Source organism: Mesorhizobium sp. WSM4848 (assembly GCF_055811375.1).
The window spans coordinates 13,792-31,408 of sequence record NZ_JBVVPX010000041.1 but is presented as its reverse complement, the minus strand read 5'-3'; the positions used below and the strand labels follow the sequence as shown (position 1 = coordinate 31,408).

Sequence of the window (17,617 nt, the reverse complement as noted above, 5' to 3'; positions counted from 1 at the left end):
CGCAGCGACAAAGGATTATTTCGGCGCTCATGAACAAGAACCCCATTCACGTCATCGGCGGTGGCCTGGCCGGCTCCGAAGCCGCCTGGCAGGCGGCCGATGCCGGCGTTCCCGTCGTGCTGCATGAAATGCGTCCCATCCGCGGCACCGATGCGCACAAGACGGATGGATTGGCCGAGCTCGTCTGTTCCAATTCCTTCCGCTCCGATGATGCGCAGACCAACGCCGTCGGCCTGCTGCACGCCGAAATGCGGCTGGCCGGTTCGCTGATCATGAGCGCCGGCGACGCGCACCAGGTGCCGGCTGGCGGGGCGCTGGCTGTCGACCGCGACGGGTTTTCCGGAGCGGTGACAAAAAAGCTCGAAGCGCACCCGCTCATCACCATCCAGCGCGAGGAAGTGCCCGGCCTGCCGCCGGCGGATTGGGACCAGGCGATCATCGCCACCGGCCCGCTGACCGCACCTGGGCTCGCCCAATCGATCGCGGAAGTGACCGGCGCCGATGCGCTCGCCTTCTTCGACGCCATCGCGCCGATCGTCCATTTCGACACGATCGACATGGACATCTGCTGGTCCCAGTCGCGCTACGACAAGGTCGGACCTGGCGGTACTGGCAAGGATTACATCAATTGTCCGATGGACAAGGAGCAATATCTCGCCTTCGTAGGGGCGCTTCTCGAGGGCCAAAAGACCGAATTCAAGCAGTGGGAAGGCACGCCCTATTTCGACGGCTGCCTGCCGATCGAGATCATGGCCGAGCGCGGCGTCGAGACGCTGCGCCATGGGCCAATGAAGCCGATGGGGCTGACCAATGCGCACAATCCGTCGGTAAAGGCCTATGCCGTCGTGCAGCTTCGCCAGGACAATGCGCTGGGCACGCTCTACAACATGGTCGGCTTCCAGACCAAGCTGAAGCACGCCGAGCAGGTGCGCGTGTTCCGCACCATCCCGGGCCTCGAAAACGCCGAGTTTGCCCGCCTCGGCGGCCTGCACCGCAACACCTATATCAATTCGCCGACGTTGCTTGACCAATCGCTGCAGTTGAAATCACGGCCCGGCCTGCGCTTCGCCGGCCAGATCACCGGCTGCGAGGGCTATGTCGAAAGTGCCGCCATCGGCCTGCTTGCCGGGCGCTTTGCCGCAGCCGAGAGGTTGGGCCACGCGCCGGCGCTGCCGCCGATGACCACAGCCTTTGGCGCGCTGCTCAACCATATTACCGGCGGTCACATCGTTTCCGACGAGCCGGGAAAGCGCTCCTTCCAGCCGATGAACATCAATTTCGGCTTGTTCCCTCCGGTGGAAGCGCCGAAAGCCGAGGGAAAACGCCTGCGCGGCAAGGACAAGACCGTCGCCAAGCGGCGTGCGGTGACATCGCGGGCGCTGGTCGATTGCCGCGAATGGCTGGGGCTGCCTTCCCAGGCGGAAGCGGCGGAATAGGCCGCCTGTCTGTTCTTGTCGATAGGCCGGCAGGAGAGTAGGATATTATCCTACCATCATCATAGGGAGCGATTCCGTGGAACCCGCCGAGAAACTGTCCGTCACCGTCACGCCCGCCATGGCGCGCATGATCCGCGAAAAAGTCGAGGATGGTACCTTTGGATCGGCGAGCGAGGTGATCCGCGCAGCACTGCGCGCCTTCCAGCGCGAAGAGGAAGAGCATGCCGAGCGGATGGCGTCGATCAGGGCGCGCGTGAAGGCATCGATCGAGGATACAAGGCCCGCTGTTCCGCTCGAAGAAGCAATCGACAGGGTAAAGAGCCGGATTTCGCAACTCGCGCGAGACAATGATGATACAGCGTCTCGCCGTCGTTCTTAGCGAAGAAGCTATTACCGATCTCGAAGCGATTGCCGCCTACATTCTTGAGAGCAGCGGGAGCGAAAGCATCGCAGATGGTTTTGTCGATCGGATCAAACAACGCTGCCAGTGCATCGGCAACGCGCCTCGCGGCGGCCGCCAGCGCGACGACATTGTTCCGGGATTGCGAACAGTGCCATTCGAGCACTCTGCAATCATCGCTTACGTTGTCGATGACGATCTCGTCCGCATCGTCAACATCTTCTATGGTGGTCGCGACTATGAGACGCTGATGCGTGATGGCGGATCGAGCGATCCATCGTGATAGACGTCTACGGCTGCCGTGATAGTTCCGGCTTCCGGATTCCTGCTCGGCAGCCTTCAGACGTCCGGCCAGCCTAGCGTCGCGCGGCGCAACAGCAGCCAATGCCGCCGCCAGGCCGAGAGCCGCGCCACGTCGTTCAGAGGTGACTGACGAGAACTTTCCATCTTGCCGAGATAGGCGCGCGACAAGGCCAGCGGCAAAAATGCTGGTCTGAGCGAATCCGGCAACGACGATGCGCCCTGCTCGAATGCCGCAAGATGTTCTTGCGCCAGCGCGATCATCGCGGCGACGGCGCTTTGCGCGCCAGGCCCGACATCGCCCGCAACGAATTCCTCGGACGACGACCCTGCCGCGGCCAGAATATCGGCCGGGACAAAGCACTGCCCACGCTTGCGATGCAGCGGCAGCAGCAGCAAAAGGCCGGTCATCGCTTGTGCACAACCTGCCCTGCCCGCAAGTTCGGCAAACCGTGGTGCTTCGACGGGATCAAGCACAATCGCTGCAAGCTGGATAAGCGCCGCCGCGGTCTCGCCGCAATAGCCTTCCAGATCGGTGCGCGACGGCATAGGATCGTCGTAGAGATCGAAAATACGGGCTTCGAGCATGTTCTCGAAGGCGGGTTTCGGCAGGTGGCGGGCGGAAATCGTCGCCTTCAACGCGTCGGCGACGGGATGGCCGGTGCCTACCCCGGTGTCCTCGGCTGCGATGACATCGCGCCACCATTGCAGCCGCACCTCGCCCGGCAGTGCCTCCCGGATACGGTCGCGAATGCCGGATATCTCGGCATTGAAGGCATAGAGCGAAAACAGCGCGTCACGCTTGTCCTCGGGCGCATAGAGCGTGCAGACATAGCGGTCATGATCGGCGGCGCGCACCGTTTCCGTGACGATTTTGGCGTTTTCGCTCACGTCACTCGACGGCAATCAGCGCTGCGGCCACCGCACGGTTTTCCGCCAGGAGAACATTGTAGGTCCGCACGGCAGCACCAGTCGACATCGGATCGGCCGCAATGCCCGCCGCCTTCAGCGCAGCACGCAGCGCCGCCGGCAACGGCCTGACATCCTTGCCGGCGCCGACCAGCAGGATCTCGACCTGGTCAGCCTCGTTGAGCAGCTTGACGAAATCCGCCGCCGTCATTGCCAGGGGATCAGCCGGATCCCAGCCATAGATGCCCGACGGCAGGCACAGGAGCGAGCCGCGATGCGACATATCGGCGAAGCGAAATCCGCCATTGCCATAGGCCTCGATCGGCGCCCGGCCGGGGAAATGCGCTTCCCGGATGACAATGCCTTTGGTCATCCCGTTGGCCGCCCGTCAGGTTGCTATGGCTTTGCCGCCGCTCACCGGCTTCTCCACATCGGCCGTCGCGGTCTCCGGCCGTAGCTTGAACAGGATGAGCAATGGCGCGGCGATGAAGATCGACGAATAGGTTCCGAAGACGACGCCGAACAGCATCGCCAGCGTGAACGAGCGGATCACCTCGCCGCCGAACAGCACCAGAGCCAGCAGCGCCAGCATCGTCGTCACCGAGGTCAGCGTCGTTCGCGACAGCGTCTCGTTGATGGCGTTGTTCAACAATTGCGGCAGCGGCATCCGCTTGTATTTTCGCAAGTCTTCGCGAACACGGTCATAGACGACGATCGTGTCATTGAGCGAATAGCCGATGATGGTGAGTATCGCCGCAAGCGACGATTGGTTGAATTCGAGACCGGTGATGACGAAGAAGCCGATCGTCATGACCACATCGTGGACCGTGGCGATAATGGCGCCGACCGCGAACTGCCATTCGAAGCGGAACCAGACATAGATCAGGATTCCGAGCAGCGCGATCAGCATGGCGATGGTGCCTTGCTTGGCGAGTTCACCGGAAACCGTCGGTCCCACCACTTCGACGCGGCGGAAATCGTAATGGTCCTGCAACTCGCCACGCACCTTGTCGATGACGGTCTGTTCGGCGTTCTCGCCGCCCTCCTGCGTGCCGACACGAATCAAGACGTCGTTCGGGTCGCCGAACTGCTGCACCTGCACTTCGCCGATGTTGAGTTCCGAAAGCCTGCCGCGAATGTCGGCAATGTCGGCGGTGCCATCCTTGGCCTGGACCTCGATCAACGAACCGCCCTTGAAGTCGATGCCGTAGTTGATGTCGACGGTCGTGAACAGCACGACCGAAAGGATCGACAGCACGCTGGACAGCGCGAATGTCCAGCGGCGGATGCCCATGAACGGAATTTTCGTGCCCGGCGGGACGAAGGTCACCGGCGCGCGCGGCAATTCCTTTGGGCGGGCGCGGCGAAGCCAGATCGACACCAGCAGGCGGGTGAAGGTGAAGGCGGTGAACACCGTGGTCAGAATGCCGATGGCGAAGGTAACGGCAAAGCCCTTCACCGGCCCGGTCCCGAGCCAGAACAGCACCACGGTCGCGATCAGCGAGGTGACATTCGAATCGACGATGGTCGCCAGCGCTTTGGAAAAGCCCGTGTCGATCGCCTGGATGACCGAGCGACCGTTTCGTCGCTCCTCGCGAATGCGCTCGTAGATGAGAACGTTTGAATCGACCGCCATGCCGATGGTCAGCACGATGCCGGCGATGCCGGGCAATGTCAGTGTCGCGCCAAGCAACGACAACAAGGCGATGATCATCGCCACATGCACCGCCAGCGCGATGTTGGCAATGAAGCCGAGAAAGCCATAGGCCACGAACATGAACACAACGACGAGGATGGAGCCGATCACGCCGGCGACCTTGCCGGCGTGAATGGAATCCTCGCCGAGCCCAGGGCCTACCGTGCGCTCTTCGATCACCGTCAGCGTCGCCGGCAGCGCGCCGGCACGCAACAGCACGGCGAGGTCGTTGGCGCTCTCTGCGGTGAAATTGCCTGAGATCTGGCCGCTGCCGCCAAGGATCGGTTCGCGGATCTGCGGCGCCGAAATCACCTGATTGTCGAGGATGATGGCAAACAGCTTGCCGACATTCTGCGAGGTGGCCTGGCCGAAACGCGCCGCCCCCTTGGAATCGAAGGTGAACGAGACCACCGGCTCACTGGTCTGGGAATTGTATGTCGCCTGCGCATCGACGAGATTTTCGCCAGAAACGATGACGCGGTTTTCGATCAGATAGGGAACCGGCGGATCATCCTGCGAATACAACACCGAGGATCCGGCCGGCGGACGACCGTTGAGCGCGTCCTGCACCGGCATCGACTGGTCGACCATCTGGAAGGTCAGCTTGGCGGTCTGGCCTAGAATGTCCTTCAGCCGTTGCGGATCCTGCAGGCCCGGCACCTGGACCAGAATGCGGTCGTCGCCTTGGCGTTGCACGATCGGCTCGGTGGTGCCGAGTTCGTTGACACGGCGCTCGACGACTTCGAGCGACTGCGCCAGCGCCGTCGACGTGCGGTATTTGATGCCGGCATCGGTGAATGCGAATTTGAGCAGACCCGGCTCGGAATCATCCAGCGACATTTCCTGGACGGAGCCGCCGCTGAACAGGCCGGCGGCCACCGGGTCGGTCAATGTCTTCAGCGCCGTCTTGGCGGCTTCGACCTGACCGGGATCGGTGATGCGGACCTGCACGGACCGGCCTGATCCGGCAAGGCCGGTATAACCGATCTTGGCATCGCGCAGCCGCGTCCTGATTTCGTCGCGCGTTGTCTCCAGCCGATCCTTGATCAGATCGTTCGGATCCATCCTGAGCAGGATATGCGAGCCGCCCTGCAGATCGAGGCCGAGCGTCATCTGGCGCTTCGGCACCCAGCCGGGAAGCTGGGCGAGTGTGCTCGCCGAAAAAAGATTGGGCGCAGCGAGGATCACAGTGGCGGCCACAGCCAGCCAGATCAGGATCATCTTGAAGCGCGAGAAATAAAGCATATGGCGTCGTCCGTCAGGGCGTTCGGGCGGATCGTTCCGCCTGGAATTGGGTTATTTCTAGGCGCTCTGGTTCGCCACTGGCTCGCCGTGGTCGGCACATAGGTGATTGTCAAGCACAAGGCAGTTCACTTTGATGCTGCCATCGGGCTTTCTTCAACTATTGTCAATCTTGTCGGCAAGCGACCAGCGCGCAATGGCATCACGAGATCGTTGGCGCCCCGTGACAGGTGGCCAGCCAGATCACAGTCGTCCTGAAGCGCGAAAATACAGCAAATGGCGTTTGTCGGTCAGGATGTATCCGCAGATCGTTCGCCGACAATCCGTTTATTTCTTAGCGTTCTGGTTCGCCACTGGCTCGCCCTTGACGCGCACATCGGCAATCGTCGAACGCAGCGCCGTTACCTTGGTGCCACCGCCGAGATCGATCTCGAGCTCGTTGTCGTCGATCACCTTGGTCACCTTGCCGACGAAACCGCCACCAGTGACGACCGTATCGCCGCGGCGGACCGCCGCCAGCATCTCGCCGCGCTTCTTCAACTGCGTACGCTGCGGCCGGATGATCAGAAAATACATGATCACGAAAATCAGGACAAACGGCAAAATGCTGATGAACATATCCGGGGAGGTGCCGACGCCTTGGGCATATGCCGGTGTCACGAACATCGAAGTACTCCTGAATTTTGAAAAACAGCCGCCAAACGGGTAATTTGGCGGCCCCGTGAAATTTGGCCGGAATATAGTCGGTAAAGTTGCCAATGCAACTGCGGCCGAGCATTTCAGCTGCTTTTCCGGCTGGTTGAGCCGTGTTAGAGCATGGTCCCGAAAGACGGAGCGCGGTTCTCGGAAAAGATCGTGCCCTAACAAAAGGTTGGAGCCGGTTCCGAAACCGCCCGGATCGACAGGTTCCGTTGCTTTCCTGAATGCAAAAACAAAAGACAAGAATGACCGACAGCACCATCGAAGCCCTGAACAGGAAGCTCGACCGCCTGATCGAGGCGGTCGCCCGCCTCGCCCCGCCCCCGGTGCCGGAAACCGATCTCGGCGGGGCCGACTGCTTCGTCTGGCAGGCTGATCCCGGCTATCTGGAGCCGGTGCGCAAGGTCAACCGGGTCGACATCGGTCTGATCCGCGGCGTCGACCGCGTCCGCGACATACTGGTCGACAACACCGAGCGTTTCGCCTCCGGTTACGCAGCCAACAACGTGCTGTTGTGGGGCGCACGCGGCATGGGAAAATCCTCGCTGGTCAAGGCCGTGCATGCGGCGGTCAACGCATCGGCAAAGCTGGATCTGCCGCTCAAGCTCATCGAGATCCACCGCGAGGACATCGACACGCTGCCGAAGCTGATGGCGGTGCTGAAGGCAGCGCCTTACCGTTTCATCCTGTTTTGCGACGACCTCTCCTTCGACCACGACGACACGTCCTACAAGTCGCTGAAGGCGGCGCTCGAAGGGGGAGTCGAGGGCCGCCCGGCCAATGTGATCTTCTACGCTACGTCGAACCGGCGCCACCTTTTGCCGCGCGACATGATCGACAATGAGCGTTCGACCGCCATCAACCCGTCGGAAGCGGTCGAGGAAAAAGTCTCGCTCTCCGACCGTTTCGGCCTCTGGCTCGGCTTCCACAAATGCTCGCAGGACGAGTATCTCGACATGATCGACGGATATGTCCGCCATCACGGACTCGCCATCGATCCCGAGACGCTGCGCGCCGAGGCACTGGAATGGGCGACGACGCGCGGCAGCCGTTCGGGCCGCGTCGCCTGGCAGTACACCCAGGATCTGGCAGGCCGGCTCGGCAAGTCGCTCCAGGATTAGACCATGATCCCGAACCGAAGGTCAGCGTAGCAAAAAGTGGAGCCCGGTTTTCGGACAAGATCATGGTCCGGAAAAGCCACTGAAAAAGCCCGCCCCTTGCGGAGCGGGCTGAGCCGGCGGGCCAGACTGGAGGTCAGGCGGCCCGCAATCGCTTTTCTTGTTCTATTCAAGATAGGTCGATGAATCGTCTTGCCTACTCTGGATCGAAGGGCGACTTTCCCTCCTCAAGATAGGTCGAAGGATCGACTTTCTTATTCAAGATAGGTCGAAGGATCGACCGGCGCCGAATTCTTGCGCACTTCGAAATGCAGTTTCGGCGAGTCGGTGGTGCCGCTCATGCCGGACTGCGCGATTTCCTGGCCGCGCTTGACCTTCTGGCCGCGCTGGACCTCGATCGAACGGGCGTGGCCATAGACTGTGACCAAACCGTTCTCGTGGCGCACCAGCACCGTATTGCCGAATTCCTTGAGGCCATCGCCGGCATAGATGACGACGCCGTTCTCGGCCGCCTTGACTGGCGTTCCTTCCGGCACGGCGATGTCGACACCGTCCTTGCCGCCGCCGAAACTGGAGATCACGCGGCCGCGCACCGGCCAGCGCATCTTGCCGATACCGGTGGCGTTTGGCGCGACCGCATCGTCGTCCTCGGCCTGCTGGATGACCTTCGCATCCTTCTTCGGCGGCGTGTAGGCGGCGAGCGTTTCCGACGGCGTGGTCTTTGCCGCAGGCGGGGTGGTGGCAGTCGTTACCGGATCGACCTTTGCCGGCTTGGCATTTGCCACCGTCGCGGTGCCGCCGGCCGGCACCTTCAATGTCTGGCCGATCTTGAGCAGACCGTCCTGCATGCCGTTCGCCCGCTTCAACGCAACCACGCCGACGCCGGTCTTCCTGGCGATGGCCGACAGCGTATCACCCTGCTGGACGGTGTAGGAGCCACCGGCACCAGCCGCCTTGGGTGCAGCGTCCTTCGGCTGGCTGGCTGCGGCCGATGCATCCACCTTCGCGGCGGACTTGCCCTCCTTTAGCTTGGGCTGCTGCGGCAGCACGGCCACCATCTCCGGCGCCTTGGCCGGCAAATCCTGTTTTGTGTCGTTCGCAGGCTTGTCGGCAAGCTTCGGCGCCGGTTTCTTACCCGAATAGCCATAGGCCGGGATGACGATCTTCTGGCCGGCCTTCAGCCCGTTGGTCGCGCTTAGCCCATTGACCTTCATCAGGGCGTCGGCGGGCACGCCGTAGCGCCGCGACAGGCCGGAAATGGTCTCGCCGTCCTTGACGATGATCTCGGCTGCACGCGGTTCGCCGCCCGCCGTCGCAATGCGCGGAGCATCGGGCCGTGACTCTTTGAACGGCTTTGCCACGGTTCCGGTCGCAGTCCGGTCGACCCGGGGAGCGGCTGGCGCCGAAGCTGTGCGGGCCGGAATGGCGGCGGGCGCCGACGCGGTAGCCGGCTGCGCCTGGTCGACCGGCGGCGATTGCTGCGTCGTGACCGGTTCAAGGCTTGAACGGCTTACCGACTGGGTGTGGCTGCCGTCGAGCGGCGCAGCCGAAACCGTGGCGGCATCGCCGGGATAAGGCTGGGCGGCGTCCTGCTTGTCGATGATGGCGCGCTGGTTGTTTGTCGACGACGTGAAGACGTCGTCGACGCTGTTGAACCGCGAGACCTGGGAACTGCATCCCGCCGCAGTACCCGCAACCATCAGGACGGCGATACCCCGCGCCAGGTTGCGTCCGTTTGCCTTCAAAATACTGAATTGCATCGCATTTACCCGCAGATACCCGGTACAGACTGACCGTGATTAAAGCGCGTTAATGTTACCGGCCGGTTAAACCTCTAGAATCAGACGCAAATTTTCTTAAAATATTTAAAGCTGCATCGGACGGGCGTGATTCAGCTCAGGTAAGCCGGAGACGGACCAGTCAGGTGAGATGCGGGCATCACCTGAATATCGACAGATCCTAGATGACGGCGGCTACGCTGCGCAGGATCGGCTGCAGGCGTACGAGACCGATGTCCTCGCGTTCGAAGCGGCTGCCGACCTTGGTCAGTTTGGCCAGCACCTGCTCGCCCTCCTCGGGTCCGATCGGCGCGATGACGATGCCGCCGCTCGACAATTGATCGAGCAGGAAGCGCGGCAGGCTGTCGAAGGCCGCCCATGCGACGATACGGTCGAACGGCGCTTCATTGGCCAGTCCGTTGGAGCCGTCCGCCAGGCGCACGATGACATTGCCGATGCCGAGCGCCTCGACGCGCTGTTTGGCCTGCTCGACCAGCGTCTTGTAGCGGTCGATGGTGACGACGCGTGCGGCGAGCCGCGACATCACCGCCGCGGTGTAGCCTGCCCCGGTGCCGATCTCGAGCACCCGGTTGCCCGGCTCGATGGCAAGTGCTGCGATCACCGCAGCTTGCAGATCGGCGCCCTCGATCGCCTCGCCGCATTCGATCGGCAGCATGCGGTCGGACCAGGCGATCGGATGGAACTGTGCGGAAAGGAAGCCGCGCCGCGGCGTCGCCTCGAAGGCGGCGATCAGCGCCTTCGGCACCACGCCCTTGCCACGCAGGCGGAGCAGGAAAGCGGCGAAGCCTTCGCGGTCGTCGACCGTCGGACCATGGTTCAGGTTCATGCGAGCGCCTTGGTCAGTTGATCGCGAATTTCATGCGCTGTGAGATCGAGCTGCAGGGGCGTCACCGACACCAGCCGATTGCGCATGGCATAGAGATCAGTGCCTTGCTTGCCCTCGACCGGCTCGCGGCCGAAGCGCAGCCAGTAATAGGGAAGCCCGCGGCCGTCGCGGCGCTCGTCGACCCACAGGCTATGGACGAGCTTGCCTTGCGCGGTGACCACCGTGCCGGCGACCTCGTCGGGAAGGCAATTCGGAAAATTGACGTTGAGCAGCACACCATCCGGCAGCGGCATGGCGACCAGCTTTTTGAGCAGCGCCGGCGCCAGCGCCTCGGTGGTCTCGTAAGGGACGAGGCGATCCTCGCCGACATAGGAATAAGCCTGGCTGAGCGCGATCGAGCGCACGCCGAGCAGCGCGCCTTCCATGGCGCCGGCAACGGTGCCCGAATAGGTGACGTCGTCGGCGATGTTGGCGCCGGAATTGACGCCGGACAGGATCAGGTCTGGTGCTGCGGGCAGGATTTTTTTCACGCCCATGATGACGCAGTCGGTCGGCGTGCCGCGCACGGCAAAGTGCTTTTCGCCGATCTTTCTCAGGCGCAGCGGCTCCGAGATCGACAGCGAATGCGCATAGCCGGACTGATCCTGCTCCGGCGCCACCACCCAGACATCGTCCGACAGCGTGCGGGCAATGCGTTCAAGCGATGCAAGGCCCTCGGCATGGATGCCGTCATCATTGGTCAGGAGGATGCGCATTATTTCGATTCGATCTTTTCCAGACCGCCCATGTAAGGCCGAAGCGCTTCAGGAATGGTTACGCTGCCATCCTCATTCTGGTAGTTTTCGATGACAGCAATAAGAGCGCGGCCGACGGCGGTGCCGGAACCGTTCAGCGTGTGGACGAAGCGGTTGCCCTTGCCGTCCTTGTCCTTGTAGCGGGCATCCATGCGCCGCGCCTGGAAATCGCCACAGACCGAGCACGACGAAATCTCGCGATAGGCGTTCTGGCCCGGCAGCCAGACCTCGATGTCATAGGTCTTGCGCGCGCCAAAGCCCATGTCGCCGGTGCACAGTGTCACCGTGCGGAACGGCAGGCCGAGCCGCTTCAGCACTTCCTCGGCGCATTCGGTCATTCGCTCGTGCTCGGCAAGCGACGATTCCTGGTCGGTGATCGACACCAGTTCGACTTTGTAGAACTGGTGCTGGCGCAGCATGCCGCGCGTATCGCGCCCGGCCGAGCCCGCTTCCGAGCGGAAGCACGGCGTCAGCGCCGTATAGCGCAGCGGCAGTTTTTCATGCGCGGTGACTTCCTCACGAACAAGGTTAGTAAGTGGAACTTCAGCCGTGGGGATTAGATAGTGGCTGGGCTTGATTTCGTCATTCTCAAGCTTCTCGACCCACTCGCGCTGGCGTCGTAACGACCTGTCTCGAATTTCCTCTTGAGATGGCCGAGTCTCGCGAAATTCCGCGAATTGCTGTTCACGAGCCTCCTCATAGGCAGCCCAGAAATTAGAAGCAGCAAACAAATCTACCTTGAATTTCGGCAACTGCCCCGTGCCAAACATCGCCTCTTCGCGCACCATCAGCGGCGGCTGGATCTCCTCGTAGCCATGCTCGATCGTATGCAGGTCCAGCATGAACTGGCCGAGCGCGCGCTCCATCCGCGCCAGTCCGCCCTTGAGCACCGTGAAGCGCGATCCGGACAGTTTCGCCGCCCGCTCAAAATCCATCATGCCGAGCGCTTCGCCGATCTCGAAATGCTCCTTCACCCAGTTCGGGCGGGCCGGCACCTTGCCGACGGTGCGCTTGACGACGTTGTCGTGCTCGTCCTTGCCGACCGGCACGTCGTCGAGCGGCACGTTGGGCAGCACCGCCAATGCCTCGTTCAGCGCCTTGTCGAGCTCGCGTTCGCGCGCCTCGCCGTTCTGGATGAAGGCCTTGATCTCGCCGACCTCGGCCTTCAGCCTTTCGGCAAGGGCGGCGTCGCCCGAACGCACGGCGTTGCCAATCTCCTTCGAAGCAGCGTTGCGGCGCTCCTGCCTTGTCTGCAGCTCGGTCAGATGTTCGCGCCGCGCCTCGTCCCTGGCGATCAGATCATCGACCGTGGACTGCGCCTCCGCAGCCGGCCACGAGCGCTTCTGGAGCGCCTCGACAAGGGCCTTCGGATTGTCGCGAATCCATTTGATGTCAAGCATGGTCGGTTCGTCCTCAAGTAGGCTAGAGGGGCGTAAACCGCATCCTTGACCGATGCAAGATGTCTTGCAGATGCACTTATGTCGACGACGCGTCCGCCGGCTTTTCGGCCGCCGCTTCCGCAGCCTCCCGCTTCTCGCGCGCCAGACGTTCCCGTTCCTTGCTGCGCTCGATCAGCCGGGCCGACCAGATCGAAACCTCGTAGAGAAGGATCGTGGGAACAGCCAGACCGATCTGGCTTATCGGGTCGGGCGGTGTCAGAATAGCCGCGACGACGAAGGCGATGACAATTGCCCATTTGCGCTTTTCGACCAGCGCCTCGGACGACAGCATGCCCACCCGCGTCATCAGGCTGGTCACCACCGGCAACTGGAACACCAAGCCGAAGGAGAAGATCAGCGTCATGATCAGGCTGAGATATTCCGACACTTTCGGCAGCAGCGAAATCTGCACCTGGTCGTCGGTGCCGGTCTGCTGCATGGCGAGGAAGAACCACATCACCATTGGCGTGAAGAAGAAATAGACCAGCGACGCGCCCATCAGGAACAGGATCGGCGAAGCGATCAGGAACGGCAGGAAGGCGTTGCGTTCATTCTTGTAGAGGCCGGGCGCGATGAATTTGTAGATCTGCGTGGCGATCAGCGGGAAGGCGATCACCATGCCGCCGAACATCGCCAGCTTGACCTGTGTGAAGAAGAATTCCTGCGGCGCCGTGTAAATCAGCTCGACCTTGTGCGGGTCGAGCCCTGCCCATTGCGTCGCCCATTTGAACGGGATGACCAGCAGGTTGAACAACTGCTTGGCGAAGAAGAAGCAGAACAGGAAGGCGACGAAGAACCCGCCGATCGACCACATCAGCCGCCGGCGCAACTCGATCAGATGCTCCATCAGCGGAGCCGCCGACTTGTCGATCTCGTCCTTTTCCGAAATGCTCACTTGGCGGCTCCCGCCGTCTTTTTGGCGGCTGCAGCCGGCTTCTTCACCGCTGCCGGTGCAGGCTTCGGCTCGGCTTTTTTAGCCGCGGTCTTTATCACAGCAGGTTTTGCCGCAGGCTTCGCTGCGGCCTTGGAGGTCGGCATCGCTTTCGCTGGCGCGCCCTTCGTCTTCGCCGCCGAGGCCTTTTGCGATGCGGCCGGCGTCGCCGTCGCGACAGGCGGTGTCACCGAACCATCGGTCATCGCCGGAAAGGTCGGCGCCGCCGGCGCCGCTTCCGGGGCTTTGACGCCCGGCAGCACCGTCGCGCCATTGTTCAGTTCGGTATCCTGCGGCGTCGGAGTAGCCGGCGCGACCGGGTCTGCGGCCGGCTTCGGCTTCATCACCGCGTCGACGCCTGAACGGACGTCGGCCGCCGCCTGCTCGAACGGGTTGAGCTGTTTCCTGATCTCGGCGGCCGGGTTGAGGCTTCTGAGTGAATCGACCGACTTCTTGACGTCGTCAAGCTCGGCCTCCTTCAGCGCATCGTTGAACTGTTTCTGGAAGTCGGCTGCCATGCCGCGCATCTTCGCCGTCGTGCGGCCGAAAGTGCGCAGCATCTTGGGCAAATCCTTGGGCCCGACGACCACGATCATGACGATCGCGATCACCAGCATCTCGGTCCAGCCGATGTCGAACATGGCGATACGTTCCGACTAAAGTTTTGGGCTCAGCTCTTGCTGGCCTTTTCCTTCGCTGCCGAAACGGTTTCGTCGGCACGGTGCTCGACGGTGCGCTTGTCCTCGGCAACCTCGTCGTCGGCGATGCCCTTCTTGAAGCTCTTGATACCCTTGGCCATGTCACCCATCAGCTCGGGGATCTTGCCGCGACCGAACACCAGCAGCACGATCACCAGCACGATCAGCCAATGCCAAATCGAAAATGAACCCATAACAATCTCTCTCGAAAGTTTTCTCTGACGATGATCTATGCGCTTTCACGCCGGGATTCAAACACAACCGCGACAGAGTTTATAAATGAGTGGCCGAAGTCACGCAGTTTCGGCGCCTCAGCCCGCTACCTATCGGCGCAGCCGCTAAATACCAATCGCTTTCGGCACGTCGTTTGCGGTCAATCTTCCTCAACGCGCGGCGTCAACAGGCCGAGTTCCTCAAGATCGATGTCGGTCAGCGGATCCTCGTCATCGGTCAGCGCGTCCGGGTCGGCCGGCGGCATCGGAATGGAAAAATTCGACGGCATGCGGCCCGAAAGCAGCCCGGCACCCTTCAATTCCTCCATGCCGGGGAGATCGCGGATCTCCTCCAACGCGAAATGGTCGAGGAAGATGTCGGTGGTGCCGTAGGTGACGGGACGGCCGGGCGTGCGGCGCCGGCCGCGCATCTTCACCCATTCGCTCTCCATCAGCGTGTCCAGCGTGCCCTTCGAGGTCTCGACGCCTCTGATATCCTCGATCTCGGCGCGCGTCACCGGTTGGTGGTAGGCGATGATCGCCAGCACTTCGAGCGCCGCACGGGAAAGTTTCTTCTGCTGCACCGTGTCGCGGCTCATCAGGAAAGCGAGATCGCCGGCGGTGCGGAACGCCCAGGCATCGCCAACGCGCATCAGATTGACGCCACGCCGCGAATAAATCTGCTGCAGTTCAGCCATCGCCGCGGCAATATTGATACCGTCGGGCAGGCGCGCGGCAAGCTGCTTTTCGCTGACCGGTTCGGCGCTGGCGAAAACGATCGCCTCGGCCATGCGCACAGCTTCCGCCATATGCAGCCGCTCGCCGGGATTCAGGGACAAGCTCTGGGCCTGACTTTCTGCCGGCACATCGGCGAGCACGCCGTCTTCGGTCTCGTCATCGACCTTGAACGGAATGACCGAAGCGTTGGCTCGCTCGCTCATGATGCCACCTCAACTGCCCTGATGCCTTGCGCACGTCCGCGCAGATAGAGCGGCGCGAACACGTCGTCCTGCCGCATTTCCATTTTGCCTTCGCGCACCAGTTCCAGCGTCGCCGCAAACGAACTGGCAACCGCGGTACGCCGCTCGTCCGGGTCGGTCAAATATTCGACCAGGAAACTGTCCAGCGCCGTCCAGTCGGCAAGCGTGCCGATCAGCCTGTTCAGGATGTCGCGCGCATCCTTGAGCGACCACACACCGCGCCTGGCGATCGTCACATTGGTGATCGCCTGCTTCTGGCGTTGCGCCGCATAGGCGGTCAGCAGATCGTAGAGCGAGGCCGAATAGGCGTTGCGTTTCTCGACAATGACCATTTCCGGCATGCCGCGGGCGAACACGTCGCGCCCGAGCCGATTGCGATTGACCAGGCGTGCCGCCGCGTCGCGCATCGCTTCTAGGCGCTTCAACCGGAATTGCAGCACCGCCGCCAGTTCCTCGCCGCTTTCGCCGTCGTCGCCGGGTTGCTTGGGGATCAAAAGCTTCGACTTGAGAAACGCCAGCCACGCCGCCATCACCAGATAGTCGGCCGCAAGCTCCAGCCTGAGCGCCCTCACCTTCTCGACAAAGGCCAGATATTGCTCTGCCAGCGCCAGGATCGAGATGCGCGACAGATCGACCTTCTGGTTGCGGGCAAGATGCAGCAGAAGATCGAGCGGGCCCTCGAAACCGTCGACATCGACGACCAGCGCGGGATCGCCGGTCAGCCGCGAATCGTCGTTCTCGGCCCAAAGACGGTCCATCGGTGCGGCCTTGCCGGCCTTGCTGTCCAACGTTTCCGCCACTGCCTGTCGCGTCCTTTGCTTCTAACTTCTTGTTTGACCGTGGTCTGTTCCGAAAAACCGGCTCCCACCTTTCGGCATCATGGTCTAGGCCACCGCACCGAAATAGGTGGCGAATTCGGCGCGTATCTCGGCTTCATCAGCCCGATCGCGGTTCTTGATATAGGTCAGCGCCCGTTGCGCGCGTTGCAGCGACGTGCCTTCAAGCCCCGTTGTGCGCGACGCAATGCCGACCATCTCCTCGAAAACGCCGTTGCAGTGAAGGACCAGATCGCAGCCCGCCGCAAGGATCGCCGCCGCCTTTGTCGGGAAATCCCCAGAAAGTGCCTTCATCGAGGTGTCGTCGCTCATCAGCAGCCCGTCGAAGCCGATTTCGCCGCGGATGATCTCGTCGATGACCTTGCCGGAGATCGTGGCCGGGTTTTTCGGGTCGATCGCGCTGTAGACGACATGCGCCGTCATCGCCATCGGCAAATGATTGAGCTCCCTGAACGGGGCGAAATCATGCCGCTGCAAGTCGCTCATCGAGGCATCGACGGTCGGCAGTTCGAAATGCGTGTCGGCAAAGGCCCGTCCATGCCCGGGAATGTGCTTCATCACCGGCAGCACCCCGCCCGACATCAGGCCCTCCGCCGCGGCGCGACCCAGTTCAATGACGGCGCGGGGCTCCTTGCCATAGGCGCGCGCGCCGATGACGTCGCTGGCGCCCTCGATCGGTACGTCGAGCACCGGCAGGCAATCAGCCGTGATGCCGTAGCGCAGCAGATCGAAAGCATGCAGCCGCGCCATCAGCCAGGCAGCGCGGTTGCCGGCGTCGTGATCGTTGCGCCACAAAGCGCCGAGCGCGCCACCAGCCGGATAATTCGGTGCCAGCGGCGGCCGCAGACGCTGCACACGGCCGCCTTCCTGGTCGATGAACACCGGGGCGTCCGGGCGCTCGACGCAATCGCGCATCGCGGCGACCAAATCGCGGATCTGCTCGGCCTCGCCGATGTTGCGGGCAAACAGGATGAATCCCCACGGGCATTCGTTGCGGTAGAAATTGATTTCGTCGCGTGTGAGCGATTTCCCGGCGCAGCCAAGGATCATGGATTTTGATTCGGTCATGAGCGGGAGTTTAGAGCTTCACGCAGACAAAGGGAATCGCATCGAGCCACATCGCTTGAGCCGGAATTCCTTCCACAAGAACTCACTTCCACATGGAAAACCGGCGCGGTCTGTGACCGCGCCCGTTATTTAGGCCCCAGGGGGGGGGGGAGATTTTAAAATTGTTAGCGCGACACGAAACAATTTCCCCCGGCAGCCATGTATTTGGTGGACAGGTTGATAGCATCGTTGCGG

Annotated in this window: 17 protein-coding genes and 2 pseudogenes; 4 read left to right on the top strand and 15 right to left on the bottom strand. The window is 62.2% G+C overall.

The window, feature by feature from the left end:
- Positions 1–29: 29 nt before the first annotated feature.
- The 3 genes from trmFO (at position 30) to AC0L16_RS28440 (ending at position 2,119) form a co-directional block, all read left to right on the top strand.
- Positions 30–1,436 carry a methylenetetrahydrofolate--tRNA-(uracil(54)-C(5))-methyltransferase (FADH(2)-oxidizing) TrmFO gene (gene trmFO, locus AC0L16_RS28450; protein WP_473624684.1) on the top strand — a complete coding sequence of 469 codons (1,407 nt, stop codon included), beginning with the start codon at positions 30–32 and terminating at the stop codon, positions 1,434–1,436.
- A 76-nt stretch (positions 1,437–1,512) separates the two neighbouring features.
- Positions 1,513–1,815: a type II toxin-antitoxin system ParD family antitoxin gene (locus AC0L16_RS28445; RefSeq protein WP_473624682.1), complete on the top strand. Its 303-nt coding sequence runs from the start codon at positions 1,513–1,515 to the stop codon at positions 1,813–1,815.
- On the top strand, positions 1,787–2,119 hold the full coding sequence (locus AC0L16_RS28440) for a type II toxin-antitoxin system RelE/ParE family toxin (RefSeq protein WP_473624681.1): 333 nt from the start codon (positions 1,787–1,789) through the stop codon (positions 2,117–2,119). The genes AC0L16_RS28445 and AC0L16_RS28440 overlap by 29 nt, the downstream gene beginning before the upstream one ends.
- A gap of 56 nt (positions 2,120–2,175) precedes the next feature.
- Here the strand turns inward: AC0L16_RS28440 and AC0L16_RS28435 are convergent, their stop codons facing one another.
- From AC0L16_RS28435 to yajC, 4 genes are all read right to left on the bottom strand, one after another.
- Complete coding sequence (locus AC0L16_RS28435) at positions 2,176–3,027, bottom strand: phytoene/squalene synthase family protein (protein WP_473624679.1); 852 nt, start codon at positions 3,025–3,027, stop codon at positions 2,176–2,178.
- 1 nt (position 3,028) lies between these two features.
- Positions 3,029–3,418: an Mth938-like domain-containing protein gene (locus tag AC0L16_RS28430; RefSeq protein WP_473624677.1), complete on the bottom strand. Its 390-nt coding sequence runs from the start codon at positions 3,416–3,418 to the stop codon at positions 3,029–3,031.
- A 15-nt stretch (positions 3,419–3,433) separates the two neighbouring features.
- Entirely contained in the window at positions 3,434–5,986 is a 2,553-nt protein-coding gene (secDF, locus tag AC0L16_RS28425; protein WP_473624676.1) for a protein translocase subunit SecDF, read from the bottom strand.
- Between the two features lie 324 nt (positions 5,987–6,310).
- A complete protein-coding gene (yajC, locus tag AC0L16_RS28420; protein WP_023802565.1) occupies positions 6,311–6,649 on the bottom strand; it encodes a preprotein translocase subunit YajC in 339 nt (112 codons plus the stop codon).
- Positions 6,650–6,927: 278 nt separating this feature from the next.
- Here yajC and AC0L16_RS28415 point away from each other — a divergent pair, with 278 nt between their 5' ends.
- Positions 6,928–7,803 (top strand): ATP-binding protein, encoded by an 876-nt coding sequence (locus AC0L16_RS28415; RefSeq protein WP_473624675.1) that lies wholly within the window; start codon positions 6,928–6,930, stop codon positions 7,801–7,803.
- 251 nt (positions 7,804–8,054) lie between these two features.
- On the opposite strand, the gene AC0L16_RS28410 is transcribed toward AC0L16_RS28415, so the two are convergent.
- The 11 genes and pseudogenes from AC0L16_RS28410 to nagZ form a co-directional block, all read right to left on the bottom strand.
- Positions 8,055–9,560 (bottom strand): peptidoglycan DD-metalloendopeptidase family protein, encoded by a 1,506-nt coding sequence (locus AC0L16_RS28410; RefSeq protein WP_473624673.1) that lies wholly within the window; start codon positions 9,558–9,560, stop codon positions 8,055–8,057.
- 199 nt (positions 9,561–9,759) lie between these two features.
- Positions 9,760–10,425: a protein-L-isoaspartate(D-aspartate) O-methyltransferase gene (locus AC0L16_RS28405; RefSeq protein ID WP_473624671.1), complete on the bottom strand. Its 666-nt coding sequence runs from the start codon at positions 10,423–10,425 to the stop codon at positions 9,760–9,762.
- Positions 10,422–11,180, bottom strand: a complete 759-nt coding sequence (surE, locus tag AC0L16_RS28400; RefSeq protein WP_473624670.1) for a 5'/3'-nucleotidase SurE — start codon at positions 11,178–11,180, stop codon at positions 10,422–10,424. Before surE ends, AC0L16_RS28405 begins: the two co-directional genes overlap by 4 nt.
- Positions 11,180–11,803 (bottom strand): annotated as a pseudogene (serS, locus tag AC0L16_RS28395) (serine--tRNA ligase); the annotation flags it as partial. The pseudogene serS and the gene surE, both read right to left, overlap by 1 nt.
- Positions 11,804–11,932: 129 nt before the next feature.
- Positions 11,933–12,619, bottom strand: a pseudogene (locus AC0L16_RS28390) (serine--tRNA ligase); the annotation flags it as partial.
- A gap of 76 nt (positions 12,620–12,695) precedes the next feature.
- Positions 12,696–13,505, bottom strand: coding sequence for a twin-arginine translocase subunit TatC (tatC, locus tag AC0L16_RS28385; RefSeq protein ID WP_292403010.1), 810 nt, complete (start codon positions 13,503–13,505; stop codon positions 12,696–12,698).
- A gap of 44 nt (positions 13,506–13,549) precedes the next feature.
- Positions 13,550–14,230, bottom strand: a complete 681-nt coding sequence (gene tatB / locus AC0L16_RS28380; RefSeq protein WP_473624669.1) for a Sec-independent protein translocase protein TatB — start codon at positions 14,228–14,230, stop codon at positions 13,550–13,552.
- 29 nt (positions 14,231–14,259) lie between these two features.
- Positions 14,260–14,481 carry a twin-arginine translocase TatA/TatE family subunit gene (locus AC0L16_RS28375; protein WP_023802572.1) on the bottom strand — a complete coding sequence of 74 codons (222 nt, stop codon included), beginning with the start codon at positions 14,479–14,481 and terminating at the stop codon, positions 14,260–14,262.
- Positions 14,482–14,660: 179 nt separating this feature from the next.
- A complete protein-coding gene (gene scpB, locus AC0L16_RS28370) occupies positions 14,661–15,440 on the bottom strand; it encodes an SMC-Scp complex subunit ScpB (RefSeq protein ID WP_473624667.1) in 780 nt (259 codons plus the stop codon).
- On the bottom strand, positions 15,437–16,237 hold the full coding sequence (locus tag AC0L16_RS28365; protein WP_287291308.1) for a segregation and condensation protein A: 801 nt from the start codon (positions 16,235–16,237) through the stop codon (positions 15,437–15,439). The genes scpB and AC0L16_RS28365 overlap by 4 nt, the downstream gene beginning before the upstream one ends.
- Before the next feature lie 126 nt (positions 16,238–16,363).
- On the bottom strand, positions 16,364–17,383 hold the full coding sequence (gene nagZ / locus AC0L16_RS28360) for a beta-N-acetylhexosaminidase (protein WP_473624666.1): 1,020 nt from the start codon (positions 17,381–17,383) through the stop codon (positions 16,364–16,366).
- Positions 17,384–17,617 lie beyond the last annotated feature (234 nt).

Excerpts from the sequence above, each read along its gene's own strand:
- trmFO (WP_473624684.1), top strand. The coding sequence starts at position 30 with ATGAACAAGAACCCCATTCACGTCATCGGCGGTGGCCTGGCCGGCTCC.
- AC0L16_RS28440 (WP_473624681.1), top strand. The coding sequence starts at position 1,787 with ATGATACAGCGTCTCGCCGTCGTTCTTAGCGAAGAAGCTATTACCGAT.
- AC0L16_RS28430 (WP_473624677.1), bottom strand. The coding sequence starts at position 3,418 with ATGACCAAAGGCATTGTCATCCGGGAAGCGCATTTCCCCGGCCGGGCG.
- secDF (WP_473624676.1), bottom strand. The coding sequence starts at position 5,986 with ATGCTTTATTTCTCGCGCTTCAAGATGATCCTGATCTGGCTGGCTGTG.
- yajC (WP_023802565.1), bottom strand. The coding sequence starts at position 6,649 with ATGTTCGTGACACCGGCATATGCCCAAGGCGTCGGCACCTCCCCGGAT.
- AC0L16_RS28415 (WP_473624675.1), top strand. The coding sequence starts at position 6,928 with ATGACCGACAGCACCATCGAAGCCCTGAACAGGAAGCTCGACCGCCTG.
- AC0L16_RS28410 (WP_473624673.1), bottom strand. The coding sequence starts at position 9,560 with ATGCAATTCAGTATTTTGAAGGCAAACGGACGCAACCTGGCGCGGGGT.
- AC0L16_RS28405 (WP_473624671.1), bottom strand. The coding sequence starts at position 10,425 with ATGAACCTGAACCATGGTCCGACGGTCGACGACCGCGAAGGCTTCGCC.
- surE (WP_473624670.1), bottom strand. The coding sequence starts at position 11,180 with ATGCGCATCCTCCTGACCAATGATGACGGCATCCATGCCGAGGGCCTT.
- tatC (WP_292403010.1), bottom strand. The coding sequence starts at position 13,505 with ATGGAGCATCTGATCGAGTTGCGCCGGCGGCTGATGTGGTCGATCGGC.
- tatB (WP_473624669.1), bottom strand. The coding sequence starts at position 14,230 with ATGTTCGACATCGGCTGGACCGAGATGCTGGTGATCGCGATCGTCATG.
- AC0L16_RS28375 (WP_023802572.1), bottom strand. The coding sequence starts at position 14,481 with ATGGGTTCATTTTCGATTTGGCATTGGCTGATCGTGCTGGTGATCGTG.
- scpB (WP_473624667.1), bottom strand. The coding sequence starts at position 15,440 with ATGAGCGAGCGAGCCAACGCTTCGGTCATTCCGTTCAAGGTCGATGAC.
- AC0L16_RS28365 (WP_287291308.1), bottom strand. The coding sequence starts at position 16,237 with ATGGACCGTCTTTGGGCCGAGAACGACGATTCGCGGCTGACCGGCGAT.
- nagZ (WP_473624666.1), bottom strand. The coding sequence starts at position 17,383 with ATGACCGAATCAAAATCCATGATCCTTGGCTGCGCCGGGAAATCGCTC.